The sequence below is a fragment of the Aliiroseovarius sediminilitoris genome (assembly GCF_900109955.1).
Lineage (GTDB): Bacteria > Pseudomonadota > Alphaproteobacteria > Rhodobacterales > Rhodobacteraceae > Aliiroseovarius > Aliiroseovarius sediminilitoris.
Map to the genome: position 1 here is coordinate 2945596 of NZ_FOJB01000001.1, position 19024 is coordinate 2964619.

Here is a 19024-nt window from a genome sequence, read left to right on the forward strand (position 1 = left end):
TCAACTATTAAATCAGGCGACGGACCAGAAATAGCGCGTCAGGTGAAAGAAGATGGGGGCAGAAAAAACGACGCTGTCCAGCCGATCAATAAACCCACCATGGCCTGCGATCAGATGGCCCCAATCCTTCACCCCTTTGTCGCGTTTGATGGCTGACATCACCAGCCCGCCGAAAAAACCCATCAGGGTGACGACCAAAGACAGGCCTGCCGCCTCAAGCGGGGTGAACGGCGTCATCCACCACAACCCTGCCCCCACTGCCGAGGCGCTGATAATCCCGCCCAGAAACCCCTCCCACGTTTTCGAGGGTGACAGGCGCGGCGCGATTTTGTGCCGCCCAATCAGCTTGCCCCAGACATATTGCAGCACATCCGACAATTGCACCACGACCACCAGGAACGCGACAAGAAGCACGTTCTTGCCCTCATATCCGGGGATATTCAGCGACAGAAGCGCAGGCACATGGCTGGCTGCAAAGACGCAGATCATAAGACCCCATTGCGTTTCGGCCACGCGAGTCAAGAAGCCATCCGTGTCACCGTGAACGGCGACGACGATAGGCAGCAAAAGGAAGGCATAGACCGGGATGAACACAGAAAACATGCCATACCAATCCGCCCAGATCAGGACGTATTGCACCGGCAGGATCACGAAAAAGCTGACCACCAAGGCCCAATGGTCGGCACGCCGCTTGGCGGTCAGGGTCAGAAACTCCCGCAACCCCGCGAAACTGAGCACTGCAAACAGGATGACAACACCCGCCTGCCCGCCCAACATGGCCAGCGCCAGCAGGACAGCCATGCCCCACCATGCATTGATTCGGGCGACAAGGTTGTCGATCACCTCGTTATCCGGACCGATCCGCGCCTTCAGCACCTGACCAATTACCGACGCGACAATCAAGATTGCCAAGACCCCGCTGATCAGGGTGGTGAATTCAGCAGGGGCATTCATCGTGCAACCTCGTCTGCCACTTTGGTCAGCGCAGCCTCGGCGCGCGCCAGAAACGCCGCCTTGTCCTCGTTCTCGACCACGCAGAGCGGCTCCCCAAATGTGACCGAGCACAAAAGCGGCACCGGGATCACCTTGCCCTTCGGCATGACCGAGGTCAGGTTGTCGATCCATGTCGGCACAAGCTCCACATCGGGTCGTGCCTGCGCCAGATGGTAAAGCCCGGGCTTGAACGGCAACAGCGTGTCGTCGGTCATGTTACGGGTGCCTTCGGGAAACAGGATCAGGCTTGCACCTTCATCCAGCGCTGTGACCATCTGGCTGATGGGATCCTCGCGACGGGTCTCTGGATTGCGGTCGATCAGAACAGCATTGAAAACCTCGCGCCCGATGAAGGTTTTCAGCTTGCCCGTTAGCCAATAGTCCGACCCGGCAACCGGACGGGTGCGCCCCCTAAGCGCAGGCGGCAGCACTGTCCAGATCAACACGAAATCTCCGTTCGAGCTGTGGTTGGCGAAATAGATGCGCTGGCGCGGCACCGGCTCAACCCCCTGCCACACGCCGCGCACCGCTGTCACAACCCTCGCGAAAAGCGAAATCGCGTTGCCAACCAAAAAGGGCAGTGCGCTATGAAACATCCACCTGACCAATCAGATCAGACAGGACGGAACGTCTTGCTCTTGGCGTCGTAATATTCCAACCCGCCTTCGCCGATGTCGTTCCACAACCCATGTAGCGTCAGCTTGCCGTCTGCCACAGCGTCCTGAACAAACGGAAAGGTCAGCAGATTTTCCATCGACACAAGCACGGCTTCTTTTTCAAGCGTTGCGCTGTCGATCTCGGCGTCGTTGCCGCCAAGACGCTCATACCCCGGTTTTAGAATGTCGATCCAACGCCCTACAAAGGACGTTTTTTCGGACAGTTCCGGTGCGCGGCCATGGCACATTTCGTGAAACCCATGCACGCCGCCACAGCTGGAATGACCCAGCACGATCAGATGGGCGACCTTCAAGGCGGTCACGGCATATTCGATCGCCGCCGATGTGCCGTGGTAATCACCGTCCGGCGCGTATGGCGGAACAAGGTTTGCGATGTTGCGGTGAATGAAGAACTCGCCCTGATCCGCGCCGAAAATCGCCGTGACGTGAACGCGAGAATCACAGCAGGATATGACCATGGCGCGCGGATGCTGTCCCTGTTCAGCAAGTTGTCGATACCAGGATTGGTTATCGGCATACCCCGTGGCCTTCCAGCCATGGTAACGTTGAGCAAGATAGTTGGGCAGCGGTTGCGCGCGTTCCATGATGTCCTCCAATTCCTGTTGCCCCGTATGTAGGTGGCAATCGTATGAAATTCGAGAAAATTTTGCAGTATCCATATACGAATTCTTGAGGCCGTTACGTCACGATCACCACGAGAGGGAATATTACTAGGGGTGAACAGGTGACTGTCGTTGTAAAGTTAAGCCACAGGGAAACCGTGCGGCTGGATCGCGCGCAATTGGAACGCATGTATGTGCAATGGGGCCCGGTGCGGGCCGATAAAGAGGTCAATCAGGCCCTTGAGGATTTGGCAATCGGCATGGCCGATGTTCAGAAATCACACCGACAAGGGCGAACCGAAGATCTGCGTGATCAGGTGCGAAATCTGATCGCGATTGCCAACAGAATCGGCATGACAAGCCTTGGCCGGGTGGCCCGCGATGTGCTTGATCTGTCCAACACAAGCGACCTTCCGGCCTTCAACGCAACGGTGGCGCGTTTGGGCCGGATCAGTGAACGCAGCCTGATTGCCGTGTGGGACATTCAGGATATGTCGATCTAAGCGGTTCCAAGCCGACCCGTGCCTTTGCCTTGCGGTGCCGCGCTGTCGCGTTAAGTTGTCTTCGCAACAACATATCCGAGGCCAAGATGACCCTGACATTTGCCCCTGAGACTCCGGACGCCATTCCCCTGATTGCGATCGAAAAAGGTGATGAAACCGTTCTGAGCGCCCTGCCGGAACCCGCACGCGTCTGGGCACGCGCAAATGGCTTTCAGGGAACGTTGGGTGAAGTTTTGGTGGTGCCGGACGAAGACGGCGTGCCTGCGCTGGCCTTGGTCGGCAATGGTGACGAGGCGGCCCGTTCACGCAACCGCTTTGGTATGGCTGCGGCACGCGCCAAGCTGCCCAAAGGCACCTATCGCCTACAACACGCGTTGGACCCGACCGCGCTGGAAGAAGCCGCGCTTGGCTGGCTTTTGGAAGGGTATCGGTTCGACCGATACGCCGACCAGAAACGGCCCGAAGCGATGATCGTCGCACCCGACGGAATTGATGCAAAGCGGCTTGAGGTGATCGCGGCGGGTGAATCGCTGACCCGCGATCTGATCAACACGCCGACTGAAGATTTGGGGCCGGACCAACTGGAGCAGGCGATCACCACATTGGCGAAGGATCATGGCGCCAAGGTCACTATCACCACAGGCGATGCGCTGCTCAGGGACAACTTGCCAATGATCCATGCCGTGGGCCGTGCCGCGGACCGTGCGCCCCGGCTGATCGATCTGCGCTGGGGGGATACAGGCCCGAAGCTGACACTGGTTGGCAAAGGCGTTTGTTTTGATACCGGGGGGCTGAACCTGAAACCCGGTGCGTCCATGGGCTTGATGAAAAAGGACATGGGCGGGGCGGCCACCGTGCTGGGTCTGGCGCATATGATCATGGCGCTTGGGCTGAAACTACAGCTTCGGGTCCTGATCCCGGCTGTGGAAAACGCGGTCGCGGGCAATGCGTTTCGCCCCGGCGACATCCTGACCTCGCGCAAGGGTCTGACGGTCGAAGTGAACAACACCGATGCCGAAGGGCGTCTGGTCCTGGCCGATGCGCTGGCCTTGGCGGATGAAGAAAAGCCCGAGCTGATTGTATCGATGGCGACGTTGACCGGGGCCGCGCGGGTCGCGGTCGGCCCGGACCTGTCGCCCTTCTATGCGACCCAGCCAGCCGATGCCGATGCGCTGCGCAAGGGGGCCACTGCGGCCGCGGACCCGGTATGGGAAATGCCCCTGTGGAAGCCCTATGAAACGATGATTGAACCCGGCATCGCCGATCTGGACAACGCGCCCAAGGGTGGCTTTGCCGGCTCGATCACCGCGGCGCTGTTTCTGAACCGATTTGTCACGGACACTTTGCGGTATATGCATTTCGACATCTATGGCTGGAACCCCAACGCCGCCCCTGCCCGCCCGAAGGGCGGGGTCGGAATGGGCGCACGAGCACTGCTGGCGGCCCTTCCTGACATGTTGGATCTGTGATGGATGCCCGCCTGACCCCCGCCAACGCGCGCGTCGCGCATGAAAGCCTGCGCGACCAAGTCGATGCACCTGAATATACGCAAGGCACATGGCACCGTATCGCGGGTGGTGTGGTGGATATACTGAAAGCCCCGAACGGCTCGCGCAACCGTCAGGCGCTGTTTGGCGAACGCGTGTTGCAGTTGGAGGACCACGATGGCTTTGCCTTCATGCAGGCCGAAAAGGACGGATATGTCGGCTATATCGCCTCGGCTTGCCTGACTGACGACGTGCGGGCAACTCATTGGGTCTGCACGCTTGGCTCGCATCTCTACCCTGCCCCTGACATGAAACAACACGAAGTGGATGCGCTGTCATTTGGTGCACAAGTAACCATCGTCGCCACTGCCAATCGGTTTTCGGAGACCGATACCGGGCTTTTCGTGCCGACAGCGCATCTTTGCCCGGTTGGGACGCCGCATGGCGATACTGTCACCAATGCCGAGCTGTTTCTGGGCACGCCCTACCTGTGGGGCGGCAACTCGCGCGCGGGCATCGATTGTTCGGGTCTGGTGCAAGCCGCGCTTCTGGCAGCGGGCTATGAGTGCCCCGGTGACAGCGACATGCAGGAAACGCTGGGCACCGCGATTGCCGAGGACGCACCGCTTGAACGCGGTGATCTGTTGTTCTGGAAGGGTCATGTTGCAGTGGTGGTCGATCAAATGCGCATGATCCATGCCAACGCATATCATATGGCCGTTGCCTATGAAGACATCGCCGCCGGGGTCGCCCGCATCGAAGCGCAAGGCGACGGGCCGGTCACGGCGCGTCGGCGGCTCTGACCTTTATTCAACGGCACGGATCAGCTTTCGTTCCAGCACCCTGAGCACAGCCTGCAAATCGCTGCCACGTTTCAGGATGCGCCCGTCCATACCGATCACCGCATACTGCCCCTGTCGATTCCGCAGCTTGGGGCGTTTTTCGATCCGGTAAAGAGGCGTTTCCGCAGTGCGCCGAAAGACCGAGAAAATCGCGACCTCGCGCAGAAAGCTCATCCCATAGTCACGCCATTCGCCAGCGGCGACCATGCGTCCATAAAGGCCCATAATGGTGCCAAGTTCCCTACGATGAAAGACAACTTGGTCGTCCGGTTGGCCCTGCCCGGGGAAGGGCGTCAAGTTTTGCATGTTCATACCTTCAGCTTGCCGATCAAAGGTGAACAAATCAATCCCTGCCCAGATTTGGTCGCGTTTTCGTGCGGAAGAAACCACAGGGCTTCCTTTTTGACGCCGCGTTAACCCGCCATATCTGAGCCTGTAGAGAGAGCGTGAGCTCAGCCCGGTGTCGTGGTAACAGCCCCCACCCAGTTTGCGGCACCGGGTCTACTTTCTTAGGGCGTCCGTTTTCCGCACACTATCCGACACCGACAACGATGCGACCGGGCGGGCGCGTGCAATGACACAACACTATTGACCGAACGGTCAGCTTTGTGCATCCTCGTCAGAACACGTGGGGGGGAACATGACGCCACAAGACCGTGCAGAACGCGCCGCCAAGGCGATGTGGGACGACGATCCCGCCTCGCAAGGCTTGGGCATGTCATTGGACCGGATCGGCCCTGGACATGCTGTTATCTCGATGAAAGTTCGCGGCAATATGGTGAATGGGCACGGGATATGTCACGGCGGGTTCATATTCACCTTGGCCGACAGCGCCTTCGCCTTTGCCTGCAACAGCTACAACCACTGTGTTGTCGCGCAACACAACTCGATCACCTACCTAATGCCCGGCAAACTGGGTGAATTGCTGACCGCAACGGCCAGCGAGACAAGCCGGACCGGGCGATCCGGGATCTATGACGTAACCGTCACCGGAGAAGACGGGCGCAATGTGGCCCTTTTTCGCGGCCATTCGCGCCAGATTTCCGGCACGCATTTCGACGAAGACGCCTGACATTGGGCGGGACGCCGACCCGCCGGAGGAGAGACATGAAGGACCTGACGCCCCGCAAGGAAGACCTGGACCCGATCGAAATCGCATCGCGCGACGAGATCGCCGCCCTTCAGCTTCAGCGCATGAAGTGGTCGTTGAAACACGCCTATGACAATGTGCCGTTTTATCGCAAAAGCTTCGATGACGCGGGCGTGCACCCCGACGATCTGCAAAACCTGTCTGACCTGGCAAAGTTCCCCTTCACCGTGAAACAAGACCTGCGCGACAATTACCCGTTTGGTCTGTTTGCCGTGCCACGAAGCGCGATTGCGCGCGTTCACGCAAGCTCGGGCACGACAGGACAGCCGACGGTGGTTGGCTATACCAAAAACGATCTGGCGATGTGGTCCACGGTGGTCGCGCGCTGTATGCGCGCCTCGGGGCTGCGCCCGGGCGATGTGCTGCACAACGCTTATGGTTATGGTCTGTTTACAGGTGGTTTGGGCGTGCATGGCGGGGCCGAGGCGCTGGGTCTGACGGTGGTTCCCGTGTCCGGCGGCATGACCCAACGCCAAGTGCGCCTGATCGAAGATTTCCGCGCCGATGGCATCACCGTGACGCCGTCTTACGCGCTTTCGATCCTGGACGAATACGCAAAGCAGGGGCTTGATCCACGCAAGAGCCCGCTGAAGGTCGGTATTTTCGGGGCCGAGCCATGGACCAACAACATGCGCCGCGAGATTGAGGAAGCGTTCGACATGCACGCGGTCGATATCTATGGCCTGTCCGAGGTAATCGGGCCGGGCGTCGCCAATGAATGCGTCGAAACCAAGGACGGCCTGCACATCTGGGAAGACCATTTCTATCCCGAGATCATCAACCCGGACACCGGCGAGGTGGTCGAGGATGGCGAACTGGGCGAGCTTGTGTTCACCTCACTGACCAAGGAAGGCTTTCCGATCATCCGCTATCGCACCCGCGACCTGACCCGCCTGTTGCCGGGCACCGCGCGGTCGATGCAGCGGATGGAAAAGATCACCGGGCGGTCGGATGACATGATCATTCTGCGCGGCGTCAACGTTTTCCCGACCCAGATCGAAGAACAGTTGATGGACGTTCCCGCGCTCAGCCCGCATTTCCAGATCGAACTGACCCGCCCCGGCCGGATGGACGAGATGCATGTTCACGTCGAGATGGCCGAGGGGCTGCCGCAAGAGGGTGCCGAGGCGGCCGCCCGCGCCTTGTCGGCCAAGATCAAATCCAATGTCGGTGTCAGCGCCAAGGTGCATGTTGCCGACGGGGGCAAGGTTGCACGCAGTGAAGGGAAAGCTGTAAGGGTCGTCGACAACCGCCCGAAGGAGTGACCGATGCCACGAGGGATCGCCCGCGACCATGAAGAGAAACGCGCCGCTATCCGCAAGGGGGCGGCCGCCTATTTCGCTGAACACGGGTTCGACCGCGCCTCCATGACAGCGGCGGCCAAGCATTGTGGCGTGTCGAAAGCGCTGATCTATCACTATTACGACAGCAAGGAAGCGCTGCTTTTCGACATCCTCGACACGCATCTATCTGGGCTCGTGGCCGAGGTCGAAGCCGCCCCGCGCACCGACGGGTTGCGCGGTCTTGTACGGGCGATCCTTCAGGCCTATCGCGGTGCAGATGCCGAACACAAACTGCAACTGGACAGCCTTTCCGTGCTGGAACCGGATCAGCAGGCCCCGCTGATCAATCTTCAGCGCCGCCTGATCGACATGATGGGCGCCGCCCTGCAAAACGAAGCACCCGAGGCATTTGAGGGCAACCGCAACCTGCGCGCGGTAACGATGTCGGTTTTCGGCATCCTGAACTGGTATTACATGTGGAACCGGCCCGGCAAAGGGCTGGATCGTGACGAATATGCCGACCTTGTCACGGACCTGGTTCTGGGTGGAATCCACGCGCTATGACGCGCCGCCTGCACCTTGAACGCGACTTAGGGACCAATCGGCATCACCTGCAAGGCTTGCCATCGCGGTCATCATAAACACTATGGCTCGATTGATGGGCGTGGATTGGGCGTCTTGGATGCGGGCGCCCTTTTGTATCATTGGGTCAGGAACACCAGACCCGGTCGATAATGCCATCCTCATCAACAGAGATATTCAGCCTGTCGGGGCGATAATCCTGTGTCAGCGTTATACCGGGTTTCACGACCCTCGTCGCATGTGGCAGGTCAACTTCGCGCAGGGTTCCCGCATCCTGTCCAACCAGTCCGCGGAAACGGTCCTGCCCACAATTGGGGATGAAGGTGTCTGGCGCTGGCACCGGAGGCGTTGTTGCCAGACATCCGGTCAGGGCCAAAAGGGTGGTCAGGAAAGTGAAGAGCCTCATACCCCCTATTTGCCTTGCAATGTCGTGACATGGCAAGGGCAGGTCGCACCGAGGTTGAAAATCCCGCGCCTTTCCCGCAACCTGCCTGTAACATAGAATAGGAGAGACACCATGCGCACCCGTGCAGCCGTCGCCGTGGAAGCCGGCAAACCGCTTGAGATTATGGAGGTGAACCTTGACGGCCCGAAAGCGGGCGAGGTTCTGGTAGAGATCAAGGCCACCGGTCTTTGTCACACCGATCTGTTTACCCTGTCAGGTGCAGACCCAGAAGGCTTGTTTCCCGCGATCCTGGGCCATGAAGGTGCCGGTGTGGTGGTCGAGGTCGGGCCAGGTGTCACCTCACTTCAGGTTGGCGATCACGTGATCCCGCTTTACACACCCGAATGTCGTGAATGCGAGTACTGTCTGAACCCGAAAACCAACCTGTGCCAGTCGATCCGATCGACACAGGGACAGGGCCTGATGCCTGACGGGACCAGCCGCTTCTCGATGCTCGATGGAACGCCGATCCTGCATTATATGGGCTGTTCCACATTTGCGAACCACACTGTGCTGCCCGAAATAGCATTGGCGAAAGTGCGCAAGGACGCTCCGTTTGACAAGATTTGCTATATCGGTTGCGGCGTGACCACGGGCATTGGCGCTGTGATCAACACCGCGAAGGTCGAAATCGGATCCACCGCGATTGTGTTCGGGCTGGGAGGGATCGGCCTGAACGTATTGCAGGGCCTGCGTATGGCCGGGGCGGATCAGATCGTCGGTGTGGACCTGAACGATTCAAAAATCGAGATGGCGACCCGGTTCGGCATGACCCATTTCGTGAACCCCTCGAAAGTCGAGGGTGATCTGGTCGCCCATCTGGTCGAACTAACAGGCGGTGGCGCGGATTATACCTTCGATGCCACCGGGAATGTCGGCGTCATGCGCACCGCATTGGAAAGCGCGCACAAGGGATGGGGCGAAAGCGTCATCATCGGCGTGGCGCCTGCCGGTGCCGAAATCTCGACCCGCCCCTTCCAACTGGTCACGGGGCGTGTCTGGCGCGGCACAGCCTTCGGTGGCGCGCGAGGTCGCACGGACGTGCCGCAGATCGTCGATTGGTATATGGACGGCAAGATCGAGATTGACCCGATGATCACCCACACAATGGGTCTGGACGACATCAACAAGGGGTTCGACTTGATGCATGCGGGTGAAAGCATCCGCGGCGTCGTCCTTTATTGACGCACCACCTGACTGGAAGAAACGTCAAAGGTGGCAGGACACCGCAAGGTCGCCTGCCCCACTTTTTTTGTGGGGTTGTGTCGCAGAGAAAAACCCATAAATTAGAACCGTTCTAATTTAGGAGCCTATGTCATGCTATCTGGCACCCTTAACCGTCGTCGTTTTTCGGACCTGTCTGAACAGGAAATTCTGGCCCTTGCCATCTCGAACGAGGAAGACGACGCGCGTATTTATCGTCAGTATGCCGAACTCCTGCGCACAGACTATCCAGCCTCGGCCAAGGTGTTTGATGGCATGGCCGAGGAAGAGGACGAGCATCGGCGCTTGTTGATTGATGCCCACAAGGCACGGTTTGGGGATATGATCCCACTGATCCGGCGCGAGCATGTCGCGGGGTTCTATGCCCGCCGCCCGGTGTGGCTGGTGGAAAATCTGGGGCTTGAAACCATCCGGGGCGAGGCCCGCGAGATGGAACGACAGGCCGAACAGTTCTATCGCAAGGCCGCTGATCGCACGTCGGATGCCAATGTCCGCAAGCTGTTGGGTGATCTTGCCGCCGCCGAAGCCGATCACGGCAATGTCGCAGGGCAGTTGGAAGCCGACCACCTGAGCGGCGATGCCCGGTCGGAAGAAGATGCAGACGCCCATCGCCAGTTCGTTTTGACATGGGTGCAACCGGGCCTTGCGGGCTTGATGGATGGGTCGGTCTCGACCCTTGCACCAATCTTTGCCACCGCCTTCGCCACGCAGGACACGCACACAACCTTTCTTGTGGGGCTGGCTGCCAGTGTTGGCGCCGGCATTTCGATGGGCTTCACCGAGGCCGCGTCAGACGACGGCGAACTGTCGGGGCGCGGCAGCCCCGTGAAGCGCGGCTTTGCGTCCGGCATCATGACGACGCTGGGCGGGCTTGGACATGCCCTGCCCTATCTGATCACCGATTTCTGGACCGCGACGACCATCGCCATTATTGTCGTGTTCATCGAGCTTTGGGCCATCGTCTGGATCCAGAACCGTTTTATGCAAACCCCGTTCATGCGAGCCACGCTGCAAGTGGTCGTTGGCGGCGCGCTGGTCTTTGCTGCGGGGGCGTTGATCGGGGGCGGTTGACGTCAGCTTCGCCGCACAAAAAGCGTTAGCACACCGCAAGATGCACAGACATCTCGTCAATGCGTAATCCTCATGCTAGGGCTGGGCAATGATAGATGTTCTGTTGCAAACACTCCCTTTCTTTGCCGTCATCGGACTGGGTTTCGGGGCCGCTGCGCGCGGCTTTTTCCCGCCTGAGGCCACGGCCTATCTGACGCGCTTCGTATTCTACTTCGCGCTTTCGGCCATGCTGTTTCGCTTTTCCGCCAATCTTGGCCTGTCCGAGGTCGTCAGTTGGCCATTCATCTGGGCCTACGCGCTTGGCGGTGGGGCAGTCTATCTGTTGGCCACCGCCGTCGCCCTGTTCCGCAGACGCGGGCTGGAAGAAGCAGCCGTCGAAGCGCAATGCGCGGTCATTGGCAACACCGGCTTTCTGGGGGTGCCGATGCTGGCGCTGCTTATGGGCGAAGCGGCCATAGGCCCCGTGATGCTGGTTCTGGCCGTCGATCTGTTCCTGTTCGGCAGTCTGATCGTGATCCTGATCACCGGATCGCGCGACGGGCGGATCAGCCCGGCGGTTCTGGGAACGGTGGGTAAAGGGCTGATCACCAACCCGATGATTGTCTCGATGGCGCTTGGATTTGCATGGGCCGCATCCGGCTGGGCTTTGCCAGAACCGGTCAGTCGGTTTCTGGACCTGCTCGCAGGTGCCTCGACGCCCGGTGCCTTGTTTGCCATTGGCGCATCCCTTGCGGCCAAATCCGCCGAACGGATCAGAACTGCGGTATGGCTGTCTTTCGCCAAGCTGATCCTGCACCCGCTGGCCGTCGGCATTCTGGCATTCCTTGTCTTTCCGGTGGACATGTTCTCGGCCAGTGTCATGGTCGCCGCAGCAGGGCTTCCGGTGGCGGGCAACGTCTATATCCTGGCCCAGCACTACGGCGTTGCGCCGCAGCGCGTTTCGTCGGCTATCCTGATATCGACAAGCGCATCGATTCTAACCGTTTCTGCCATTCTTGCCTGGTTGTCCCCATGATCCTTCTGTCCGGCGCATATCGCCTGTTCTTTCCATTCGCGGCGTTGTTCGCCGGCACTGCCATTCCCATATGGTTGATCTATCACGCCGGTGTGGTTGAACGTATGAACAACCCCCTGCTGTGGCACCAACACGAGATGCTGTGGGGCTATGTGCCCGCCGCTATCGCAGGTTTCCTGTTCACCGCAATCCCAAACTGGACGGGACGCCCAGCCTTGGGGCCCAAAACGGTTGCGGGTCTGTTTGGCCTTTGGCTGACCGCGCGTATCGCCATGTTTGCCGCCCCTGACGGTGCGCTGTCACACACTGTGGCTTTGGCTTTTCTGCCGATTGTTGCTCTGCTGGTGCTGCGCGATCTGATTGCCGCCCGCAACCGCCGCAACTATGTCGTCGCTGGCGTCGTGCTCGCTCTGGGTCTGGCGCAAGCCGTCTTTTTGATGTCAGATGCTCAGCTTGGGCTGTCCATGGGCTTTGCCCTGACATTTATCCTGATGGTTCACATCGGCGGTCGAGTGACCCCGGCGTTCAGCCGCAATTGGCTGAAAAAGCGTGGGGTCAAGAACCTGCCCGCCGAATTTGGCCCGGTCGATCAAGCTGCCATTGGCCTAAGCGCGGCAACGGCTGCCAGTTGGATCGTGTTCGACCCGGGTGTTGTCACCGGTATACTGGCCGCCTTGGCTGCGATCGCCCTTGCCCTGCGTTTATCACGCTGGCGGGGCTTTGCCGTCACGCAAGAGCCGCTTTTGTTTGCACAGCACGCGGGCTATGCGTGGCTTCCGATCTCGATGACGCTTCTGGCGCTGGCGTCGCTGACTAATCTTGCAAATATCGGGCAGGTTCACCACGCGCTTGGCGCAGGTGCCATTGGTTCGATCACCATGATCATGATGCTACGCGCCCTTTTGGGTCATTCGGGCCGACCAATCGAAGGTGCCCGCTTTGACCGCGTATACCTGAATTTCGTGCATGTCGGCGCGGTCCTGCGCGTCACTGCTGACTGGACCGGCGATCCCACGTATTTCTATTATCTTGGGGGCGTTTTCTGGTCGGTCGCGATGATCTGTTTTTTCATCCGCATATTTCCCATTGCACTGGCACCACGTGTCTAGTTAGCTCACTCACATCAGTTGAGGGAGCCGCAGATGGAAACGTTATCAGAAAACGCCTGTTTCGGAGGCACGCAAGGCGTCTATAAACACGCATCAAAAGCGACCGGCACCGACATGACATTTGGGCTGTTCAGCCCGGTCGAGGCACAAGACGGCCCCGTGCCTGTTCTTTGGTTTTTATCTGGTCTGACCTGCACTCATGAAAACGCCATGACCAAGGCCGGCGCGCAATGCTGGGCGGCGGAACATGGCATCGCCCTGATTTTTCCAGACACCAGTCCACGAGGGGATCATGTGGCAGATGATGACGCCTATGATCTGGGGAAAGGTGCAGGCTTTTACCTCAATGCCACGCAGGATCCATGGGCCGCGAACTTCCAGATGTGGGATTACATAATCGAAGACTTGCCCGCGCTGGTGTTCGACCACTTCGCGCTGGACCCTGAACGACAAGGCATCACCGGTCATTCGATGGGCGGGCACGGTGCCCTGACCATCGCAATGACCCTGCCCGAGCAGTTCAGGTCCGTGTCTGCCTTTTCTCCGATCTGCAATCCGACCGCGTCAGATTGGGGCCGCAAACAGCTTGAGGCATATCTGGGCGATGAAGAAGATGCCGATTGGTTGGCCCATGATGCAAGCCACCTGATGCGCCAGCGCGGGTTCGATGGTCCGATGCTGATCGACACCGGCACCAAGGATCAGTTCATCGACCTTCTGCGCCCCGAAACGTTGGCCCACGCTATCGCGAGCAGACGCCAGCAAGCCGTGTTCCGTATGCAGCCCGGTTATGACCACAGCTATTTCTTCGTGTCCTCGTTCATGGAAGAACATGTTGGCTTCCACGCCGAAGCGCTCTGGGCTTGATCTGACGTGGTCGTCTTTGTGGATGCCGACGCCTGCCCGGTAAAGGCCGAAGCTGAAGCCGTGGCCACCCGTCACAAGACCAAAGTGTTTTTCGTATCCAATGGCGGGTTGCGTCCGTCGCAAAACCCCTTGGTCGAAATGGTCTATGTTCCTGATGGGCCCGACGTGGCCGATATGTGGATCGCAGATCGCGCGGGGCCATCAGACGTGGTGGTCACGGGTGATATCCCGCTTGCCGCCAAATGCGTCGAAGCCGGGGCGCAGGTGTTACGCCATTCCGGCGAGCGGTTCACCGAAAGCAATGTGCGCGAACAGCTTGCGATGCGGGATTTGATGACAGACTTGCGCGCCGCCGACCCGTTTCGGCAGGGTGCCGGGCGCGCGTTCTCAAAATCCGATCGCGCGCGGTTTCGCGAGGCATTGGAGATGGCATTGCGGCGCGTTGCTTCCACCTAGGCGATAGGCGGATTTCCGCAACAATACCAGACGGTAAGGGGAGGCACGGGTTGCAATTCCCCTTACATATCCCCCTGTAAATGATGTTTGATAAATGTGACCAAAGGCGCTGCCGTTTTGAGGCGTTCCAACACACCCGACGGTAAATTTGCCAACCGGCCTGACCAGAACGTGAAATAGGGCAAGAAGACATTTTTAATGACGCGTGACAGGGGAAGGCTTCGGCCTTCCCTTTTTTCCGCCCCATTCCGATGTTTGCGCACGCAGACTTGCGTATCTGCGCCTTGCACACTAGGCAGATATGGCAAACTGACCGGAGGGAAAGTCATGCCGCATAGCGACCCAAGAACGCTGGTTTCAACCGACTGGCTTGCCAAGCATCTGAAAGACCCGGACCTGCGCGTGATCGACGCCAGTTGGTATATGCCGGACATGGGCCGCGACGCGCGTGCCGAATACGACGCGGCACATATTCCTGGCGCTCGCTATTTCGACATAGATGAAATTGCAGACCTGCGATCAGACCTTCCGCACATGATGCCCCCGGTTGAAAAATTCATGTCCCGCGTCCGCGCCATGGGCATCGGCGATGGCCATCAGATCGTCGTCTATGATGGTATGGGTCTGTTTTCCGCCGCGCGTGTCTGGTGGATGTTCCGCCTGATGGGCCACAGGGACATCGCTGTGTTGGACGGCGGTTTTCCGAAATGGCAGGCCGAGGGGCATCCCATCGAAGACCTGCCCCCTGTCGTCCGCGACCGTCACATGACAGTCGTGCGACAGGCCCATATGGTGAAAGACGTCACACAGGTTGCAGCAGCGTCAAAGCTGGGCGATCATCAGATCATCGACGCCCGGTCTGCCGAACGGTTCCGCGGCGATGCGCCCGAGCCGCGCGAAGGGTTGCGTGCGGGCCATATCCCGAACTCAAGGAATGTGCCGTTTCGCAGTTTGCTGAACGACGACGGCACAATGAAATCCCCGGAGGAGATGCGTGGCATCTTTGAAGCTGCGGGCGCGGACCTTGAAAAGCCCGCGATCCTAAGCTGCGGATCGGGCGTGACCGCAGCGATCCTTGCGCTGGCGCTGGAGCGAATGGGCCATGACCGCCACGCCGTCTATGACGGAAGTTGGGCCGAGTGGGGCATGTATAACGACCTGAAAGTCGAGACCGGAGAATAGACGATGTTCAACAATCTGAACCCTCAGCCCAAAGACAAGATCATTGCGCTGATGAGCCAATACCGCGAAGACCCGCGTGAAGGAAAAATCGACCTTGGCGTCGGGGTTTACAAGAATGCGCAAGGCGTGACCCCGGTCATGCGCGCTGTGAAAGCCGCCGAGAAGGTGTTGTGGGATCTTGAAAGCACGAAATCCTATACCGGGTTGGCTGGCGACCCGGCGTATTGTCGCGCTCTGTCTGGTCTGGTTTTGGGCGAAAGTGTCGGTGCTGACCGCCTGTCAATGGCCGCCCAGCCAGGCGGCACGGGTGCCATTCACCAAGCGGTCGAGCTGATCAAGATGGCCTCTCCCGACGCGACGATCTGGCTGTCCGCACCCACGTGGCCGAACCACCCGTCGATCATCAAGCATCTGGGCATGAAAATGGCCGAGTATCGCTATTTCGACAATGAAAGCCGCGCTGTTGATTTCGACGGAATGAAGGAAGACCTGAAGGGCATCAAGGCGGGTGACGCGGTGCTGTTACACGGCTGCTGTCACAACCCGACCGGCGCGAACCTGACCTTGCCGCAATGGAAAGAAGTGGCCGCGCTGATCGTCGAAAAAGGTGCAACGCCACTGATCGACATCGCCTATCAGGGCTTTGGTGATGGGCTGGATCAGGATGCCGCCGGTGTTCGTTTGATCGCGCAAACGGTTCCCGAGGCATTGATTGCGGCGAGTTGTTCGAAAAACTTCGGCATCTACCGCGAACGTACCGGGCTTCTGGTCGGCATCTCGCAAAATGCTGAACAGGCTGGCATCACCCAGCAGAACCTGACCCACCTGAACCGCCAGAATTTCAGCTTCCCCCCGGACCACGGGGCGCGTCTTGTGACCATGATCCTTGAGGATGACGGCCTGCGCGCCGACTGGATGGCCGAGCTGGAAGAGGTCCGCACCGGCATGTTGTCCCTGCGTGAAAAACTGGCGAGCGAATTGCGCGCGCGCACCGGGTCAGACCGCTTTGGCTTCATTGCCGAACACCGCGGCATGTTCTCGCGTCTTGGTGCAACACCTGAACAGGTCGAGGCGCTGCGCGTCGATCACGGCATCTATATGGTCGGAGACTCGCGGATGAACATCGCGGGTCTGAATGAAGAGACGGTGCCGTTGTTGGCAGAAGCGATTGTGAAGGTTGGGGTGTAACACGTTATCCAACGCACCTCGACACATCTATCGGGAGGCGTTTCCGCTTTCTGCTTCGACAAAACGCTTGAAGTTATCCAGTATCGCCTGCCAACCCGCGCGCTGCATGTCGGCAGAGTTCTGGTCCTCTGGCTCGAACGTTTCGCGTATCGTTGTTTTTCCACCTGCTTCAGAAAACTGAACACGCAGCTTCCGCCCACCAAACTCTGCCTCCAGCAGGTTTGGTTTTTCGATGCGTGTGTAGGTTCCGGAGAAGTCAAACCCCATGGAGCCATCCCTGGCTTCCATGCGACTGCTGAATTCACCTCCGACTTTCAAATCCACACTGGATTTGGTGGTGTGCCAATCATCTGACGCTGCGTTCCATTGAATGATCGCCTCTGGGGTGGTCCAGGCAGTCCAAACGGCATCGATGGGGGCGTCAATCGTAGTCTCGATGGTGATTTCCATGTCAGTTCTCCTTTTACCGCAGATCGGAACACGGTGGATCAATCTGACAGTAGCATCCAACACCCCCTTAGCAAAAACAAAGAGAAGGAGGCGATTGCCCCCTTCTCTCTCCCTGTTGGCCCTGGCTTTGCGCGGCCAACGCGTGCCGGGGTTGATCCCCGGCACATTTATTCTGATCACCCGTTGGTGAACTCGGGATAGGCTTCCATGCCCAACTCGGCCATGTCGAGGCCGCCCACCTCTTCTTCCTCGCTGACCCGCAGGCCCATCGTCGCCTTGATGATCGCAAAGACGATGAAGCTGACCGCGAAGACAAAGATGCCGATGGCAAGGAACCCCATGATCTGGGTGCCATAGCTGGCGTCTGCGTTGGTCCAGGCCACGATGAACGTGCCCCAGAAACCTGCCGCAAGGTGAACCGGGATCGCACCGACCACGTCGTCGATCTTCAGCTTGTCCAGCAGCGGCACGACAAAGACCACGATCACCCCACCGATACCGCCAATAATCAGCGCCTGAAACAGTGACGGGGCCAGCGGTTCTGCCGTGATCGACACCAGGCCCGCCAGAGCACCGTTCAGGGTCATCGTCAGATCGACTTTCTTGAACAGAAGCTGCGTCATGATCATCGCAACGACGGCACCCGAAGCTGCGGCCATGTTGGTATTGGCAAAGATCCGCGCCACGTCCGACACGTCCGAGATCGTGCCCATCGCCAGTTGCGAACCACCATTGAACCCGAACCAGCCCAGCCACAGGATGAATGTCCCCAGCGTTGCGAGCGGCAGGTTCGACCCCGGCATCGGTACGGTGCGACCATCTTTGTATTTACCAATGCGCGGACCAAGGGTCAGGACACCTGCCAGAGCGGCGAAGCCACCGGCAGCGTGCACAAGGGTGGAACCCGCGAAGTCCGAGAAACCCGCTTCCGACAACCAGCCGCCGCCCCACTGCCAACTTGCTTCGATCGGATAAATAAAGCCGGTCAGAACGACCACGAAAGCAAGGAAGGGCCACAGCTTGATGCGTTCGGCCAGCGTTCCCGACACAATCGACGCCGTGGTGGCGCAAAACATCAACTGGAAAAAGAAGTCAGACGCGCCGGAGGCATAGCCAATGTCCACCGCATCGGCAGCAACACCAACCGGATCGAGCGACGTCACGGCAAAGAACGGCCCAAGCCAGCCTTCGATCAGCCATTCACCGGGATACATGATGCCATAGCCCGCGAGCCAATACATGATTGCCGCGATGGAAAAGAGCGCGACATTCTTGGTCAGCTGCATGGTCACGTTCTTTGAACGGACAAGACCAGCCTCCAACATTGAAAAACCTGCGGCCATCCAGAACACCATGATGCCACCCAGAAGAAACAGCACGGATGTGAGGATGAATTGCGTATGGGCGGCGGCCTCGCCGCCCGCCTCTTGGGCCAAAGCCAAGCCGGGCAATGCTGCCAGCAGGGCTGTCGATATTACAAGTTTATGTTTCATTGTATTTCCTTTCGCGCGCTCAAAGGGCTTCCAAGCCGGTCTCGCCGGTGCGCACGCGCAAGGCGTCGCCCACATCGAGGGTGAAGATTTTGCCGTCGCCGATTTTGCCGGTGTGCGCCGACTTAGCGATGGTTTCGACAACATCAGGTGCCAGATCATCGTCAACGACGATCTCCAGCTTTACTTTTGGCAGGAAATTCACGGCATATTCCGCACCGCGATAAATCTCGGTATGGCCCGATTGCGCGCCGAATCCTTTTATTTCTGTGACCATCATCCCCGTCACCCCGACCGAGGTCAGCGCCTCGCGCACCTCTTCCAGCTTGAACGGTTTGATCGCTGCTATGATCAGTTTCACGATCTTTTCCTTTCTGTCCCACATCCCGGGCACGCACGGAACGGCAT

22 protein-coding genes are annotated in these 19024 nt (G+C 59.0%); 14 read left to right on the forward strand and 8 right to left on the reverse strand.

The features are described 5' to 3' along the window. Window positions 1-12 precede the first annotated feature (12 nt). Genes BMY55_RS14500 through BMY55_RS14510 form a run of 3 tightly spaced genes read right to left on the reverse strand, consistent with a single transcriptional unit; the run spans window position 13 to window position 2254 of the window. A complete protein-coding gene (locus BMY55_RS14500) occupies window positions 13-954 on the reverse strand; it encodes a phosphatidate cytidylyltransferase (protein ID WP_091431686.1) in 942 nt (313 codons plus the stop codon). Beyond that, window positions 951-1589 carry a lysophospholipid acyltransferase family protein gene (locus BMY55_RS14505; protein ID WP_091431688.1) on the reverse strand — a complete coding sequence of 213 codons (639 nt, stop codon included), beginning with the start codon at window positions 1587-1589 and terminating at the stop codon, window positions 951-953. Before BMY55_RS14505 ends, BMY55_RS14500 begins: the two co-directional genes overlap by 4 nt. A 17-nt stretch (window positions 1590-1606) precedes the next feature. Next, entirely contained in the window at window positions 1607-2254 is a 648-nt protein-coding gene (locus tag BMY55_RS14510) for a carbonic anhydrase (protein WP_091432687.1), read from the reverse strand. Window positions 2255-2394: 140 nt separating this feature from the next. On the opposite strand from BMY55_RS14510, the gene BMY55_RS14515 reads away from it, so the two are divergent. The 3 genes from BMY55_RS14515 (at window position 2395) to BMY55_RS14525 (ending at window position 5065) form a co-directional block, all read left to right on the forward strand. Continuing rightward, a complete protein-coding gene (locus BMY55_RS14515) occupies window positions 2395-2775 on the forward strand; it encodes a hypothetical protein (protein WP_143064346.1) in 381 nt (126 codons plus the stop codon). A gap of 86 nt (window positions 2776-2861) precedes the next feature. Then, complete coding sequence (locus BMY55_RS14520; RefSeq protein ID WP_091431692.1) at window positions 2862-4244, forward strand: leucyl aminopeptidase family protein; 1383 nt, start codon at window positions 2862-2864, stop codon at window positions 4242-4244. Then, window positions 4244-5065, forward strand: a complete 822-nt coding sequence (locus BMY55_RS14525) for a C40 family peptidase (RefSeq protein WP_091431694.1) — start codon at window positions 4244-4246, stop codon at window positions 5063-5065. Before BMY55_RS14520 ends, BMY55_RS14525 begins: the two co-directional genes overlap by 1 nt. A 3-nt stretch (window positions 5066-5068) precedes the next feature. Here BMY55_RS14525 and BMY55_RS14530 read toward each other — a convergent pair whose 3' ends face one another. Next, complete coding sequence (locus BMY55_RS14530) at window positions 5069-5416, reverse strand: DUF2794 domain-containing protein (protein ID WP_091432690.1); 348 nt, start codon at window positions 5414-5416, stop codon at window positions 5069-5071. A gap of 328 nt (window positions 5417-5744) precedes the next feature. On the opposite strand from BMY55_RS14530, the gene paaI reads away from it, so the two are divergent. From paaI to BMY55_RS14545, 3 genes are read left to right on the forward strand one after another with little or no spacing between them, the layout of a single operon-like run. After that, a complete protein-coding gene (paaI, locus tag BMY55_RS14535) occupies window positions 5745-6176 on the forward strand; it encodes a hydroxyphenylacetyl-CoA thioesterase PaaI (protein WP_091431696.1) in 432 nt (143 codons plus the stop codon). A 35-nt stretch (window positions 6177-6211) separates the two neighbouring features. Then, window positions 6212-7519 (forward strand): phenylacetate--CoA ligase PaaK, encoded by a 1308-nt coding sequence (gene paaK, locus BMY55_RS14540; RefSeq protein WP_091431698.1) that lies wholly within the window; start codon window positions 6212-6214, stop codon window positions 7517-7519. 3 nt (window positions 7520-7522) lie between these two features. Then, a complete protein-coding gene (locus tag BMY55_RS14545) occupies window positions 7523-8101 on the forward strand; it encodes a TetR/AcrR family transcriptional regulator (protein ID WP_091431699.1) in 579 nt (192 codons plus the stop codon). A 145-nt stretch (window positions 8102-8246) separates the two neighbouring features. On the opposite strand, the gene BMY55_RS14550 is transcribed toward BMY55_RS14545, so the two are convergent. Further along, window positions 8247-8525, reverse strand: a complete 279-nt coding sequence (locus BMY55_RS14550) for an I78 family peptidase inhibitor (protein ID WP_091431701.1) — start codon at window positions 8523-8525, stop codon at window positions 8247-8249. 111 nt (window positions 8526-8636) lie between these two features. Between BMY55_RS14550 and BMY55_RS14555 the strand changes: the two genes are divergently transcribed. From BMY55_RS14555 to BMY55_RS14590, 8 genes are all read left to right on the forward strand, one after another. Then, entirely contained in the window at window positions 8637-9749 is a 1113-nt protein-coding gene (locus BMY55_RS14555) for an S-(hydroxymethyl)glutathione dehydrogenase/class III alcohol dehydrogenase (RefSeq protein WP_091431703.1), read from the forward strand. Between the two features lie 132 nt (window positions 9750-9881). Continuing rightward, window positions 9882-10859 carry an iron exporter MbfA gene (mbfA, locus tag BMY55_RS14560; RefSeq protein WP_091431705.1) on the forward strand — a complete coding sequence of 326 codons (978 nt, stop codon included), beginning with the start codon at window positions 9882-9884 and terminating at the stop codon, window positions 10857-10859. 88 nt (window positions 10860-10947) lie between these two features. After that, window positions 10948-11874 (forward strand): AEC family transporter, encoded by a 927-nt coding sequence (locus BMY55_RS14565; RefSeq protein ID WP_091431707.1) that lies wholly within the window; start codon window positions 10948-10950, stop codon window positions 11872-11874. Then, window positions 11871-12983 (forward strand): NnrS family protein, encoded by a 1113-nt coding sequence (locus tag BMY55_RS14570; protein ID WP_091431710.1) that lies wholly within the window; start codon window positions 11871-11873, stop codon window positions 12981-12983. Before BMY55_RS14565 ends, BMY55_RS14570 begins: the two co-directional genes overlap by 4 nt. 33 nt (window positions 12984-13016) lie before the next feature. Continuing rightward, on the forward strand, window positions 13017-13850 hold the full coding sequence (gene fghA / locus BMY55_RS14575) for an S-formylglutathione hydrolase (protein WP_091431712.1): 834 nt from the start codon (window positions 13017-13019) through the stop codon (window positions 13848-13850). Between the two features lie 6 nt (window positions 13851-13856). Then, a complete protein-coding gene (locus tag BMY55_RS14580) occupies window positions 13857-14306 on the forward strand; it encodes a YaiI/YqxD family protein (RefSeq protein WP_091431714.1) in 450 nt (149 codons plus the stop codon). Between the two features lie 327 nt (window positions 14307-14633). Beyond that, entirely contained in the window at window positions 14634-15488 is an 855-nt protein-coding gene (sseA, locus tag BMY55_RS14585; protein ID WP_091431716.1) for a 3-mercaptopyruvate sulfurtransferase, read from the forward strand. 3 nt (window positions 15489-15491) lie between these two features. Beyond that, window positions 15492-16676: an amino acid aminotransferase gene (locus BMY55_RS14590; protein WP_091431718.1), complete on the forward strand. Its 1185-nt coding sequence runs from the start codon at window positions 15492-15494 to the stop codon at window positions 16674-16676. 27 nt (window positions 16677-16703) lie between these two features. On the opposite strand, the gene BMY55_RS14595 is transcribed toward BMY55_RS14590, so the two are convergent. The 3 genes from BMY55_RS14595 to BMY55_RS14605 all read right to left on the reverse strand — a co-directional run bounded on the left by BMY55_RS14595 (window position 16704) and on the right by BMY55_RS14605 (window position 18977). Continuing rightward, window positions 16704-17126, reverse strand: coding sequence for an SRPBCC family protein (locus BMY55_RS14595; protein WP_091431720.1), 423 nt, complete (start codon window positions 17124-17126; stop codon window positions 16704-16706). Between the two features lie 176 nt (window positions 17127-17302). Further along, window positions 17303-18619 (reverse strand): ammonium transporter, encoded by a 1317-nt coding sequence (gene amt, locus BMY55_RS14600; RefSeq protein ID WP_091431722.1) that lies wholly within the window; start codon window positions 18617-18619, stop codon window positions 17303-17305. A gap of 19 nt (window positions 18620-18638) precedes the next feature. Further along, the gene (locus tag BMY55_RS14605) at window positions 18639-18977 is read right to left on the reverse strand and encodes a P-II family nitrogen regulator (RefSeq protein WP_091432692.1); all 339 of its coding nucleotides are present in this window, start codon (window positions 18975-18977) and stop codon (window positions 18639-18641) included. Window positions 18978-19024 lie beyond the last annotated feature (47 nt).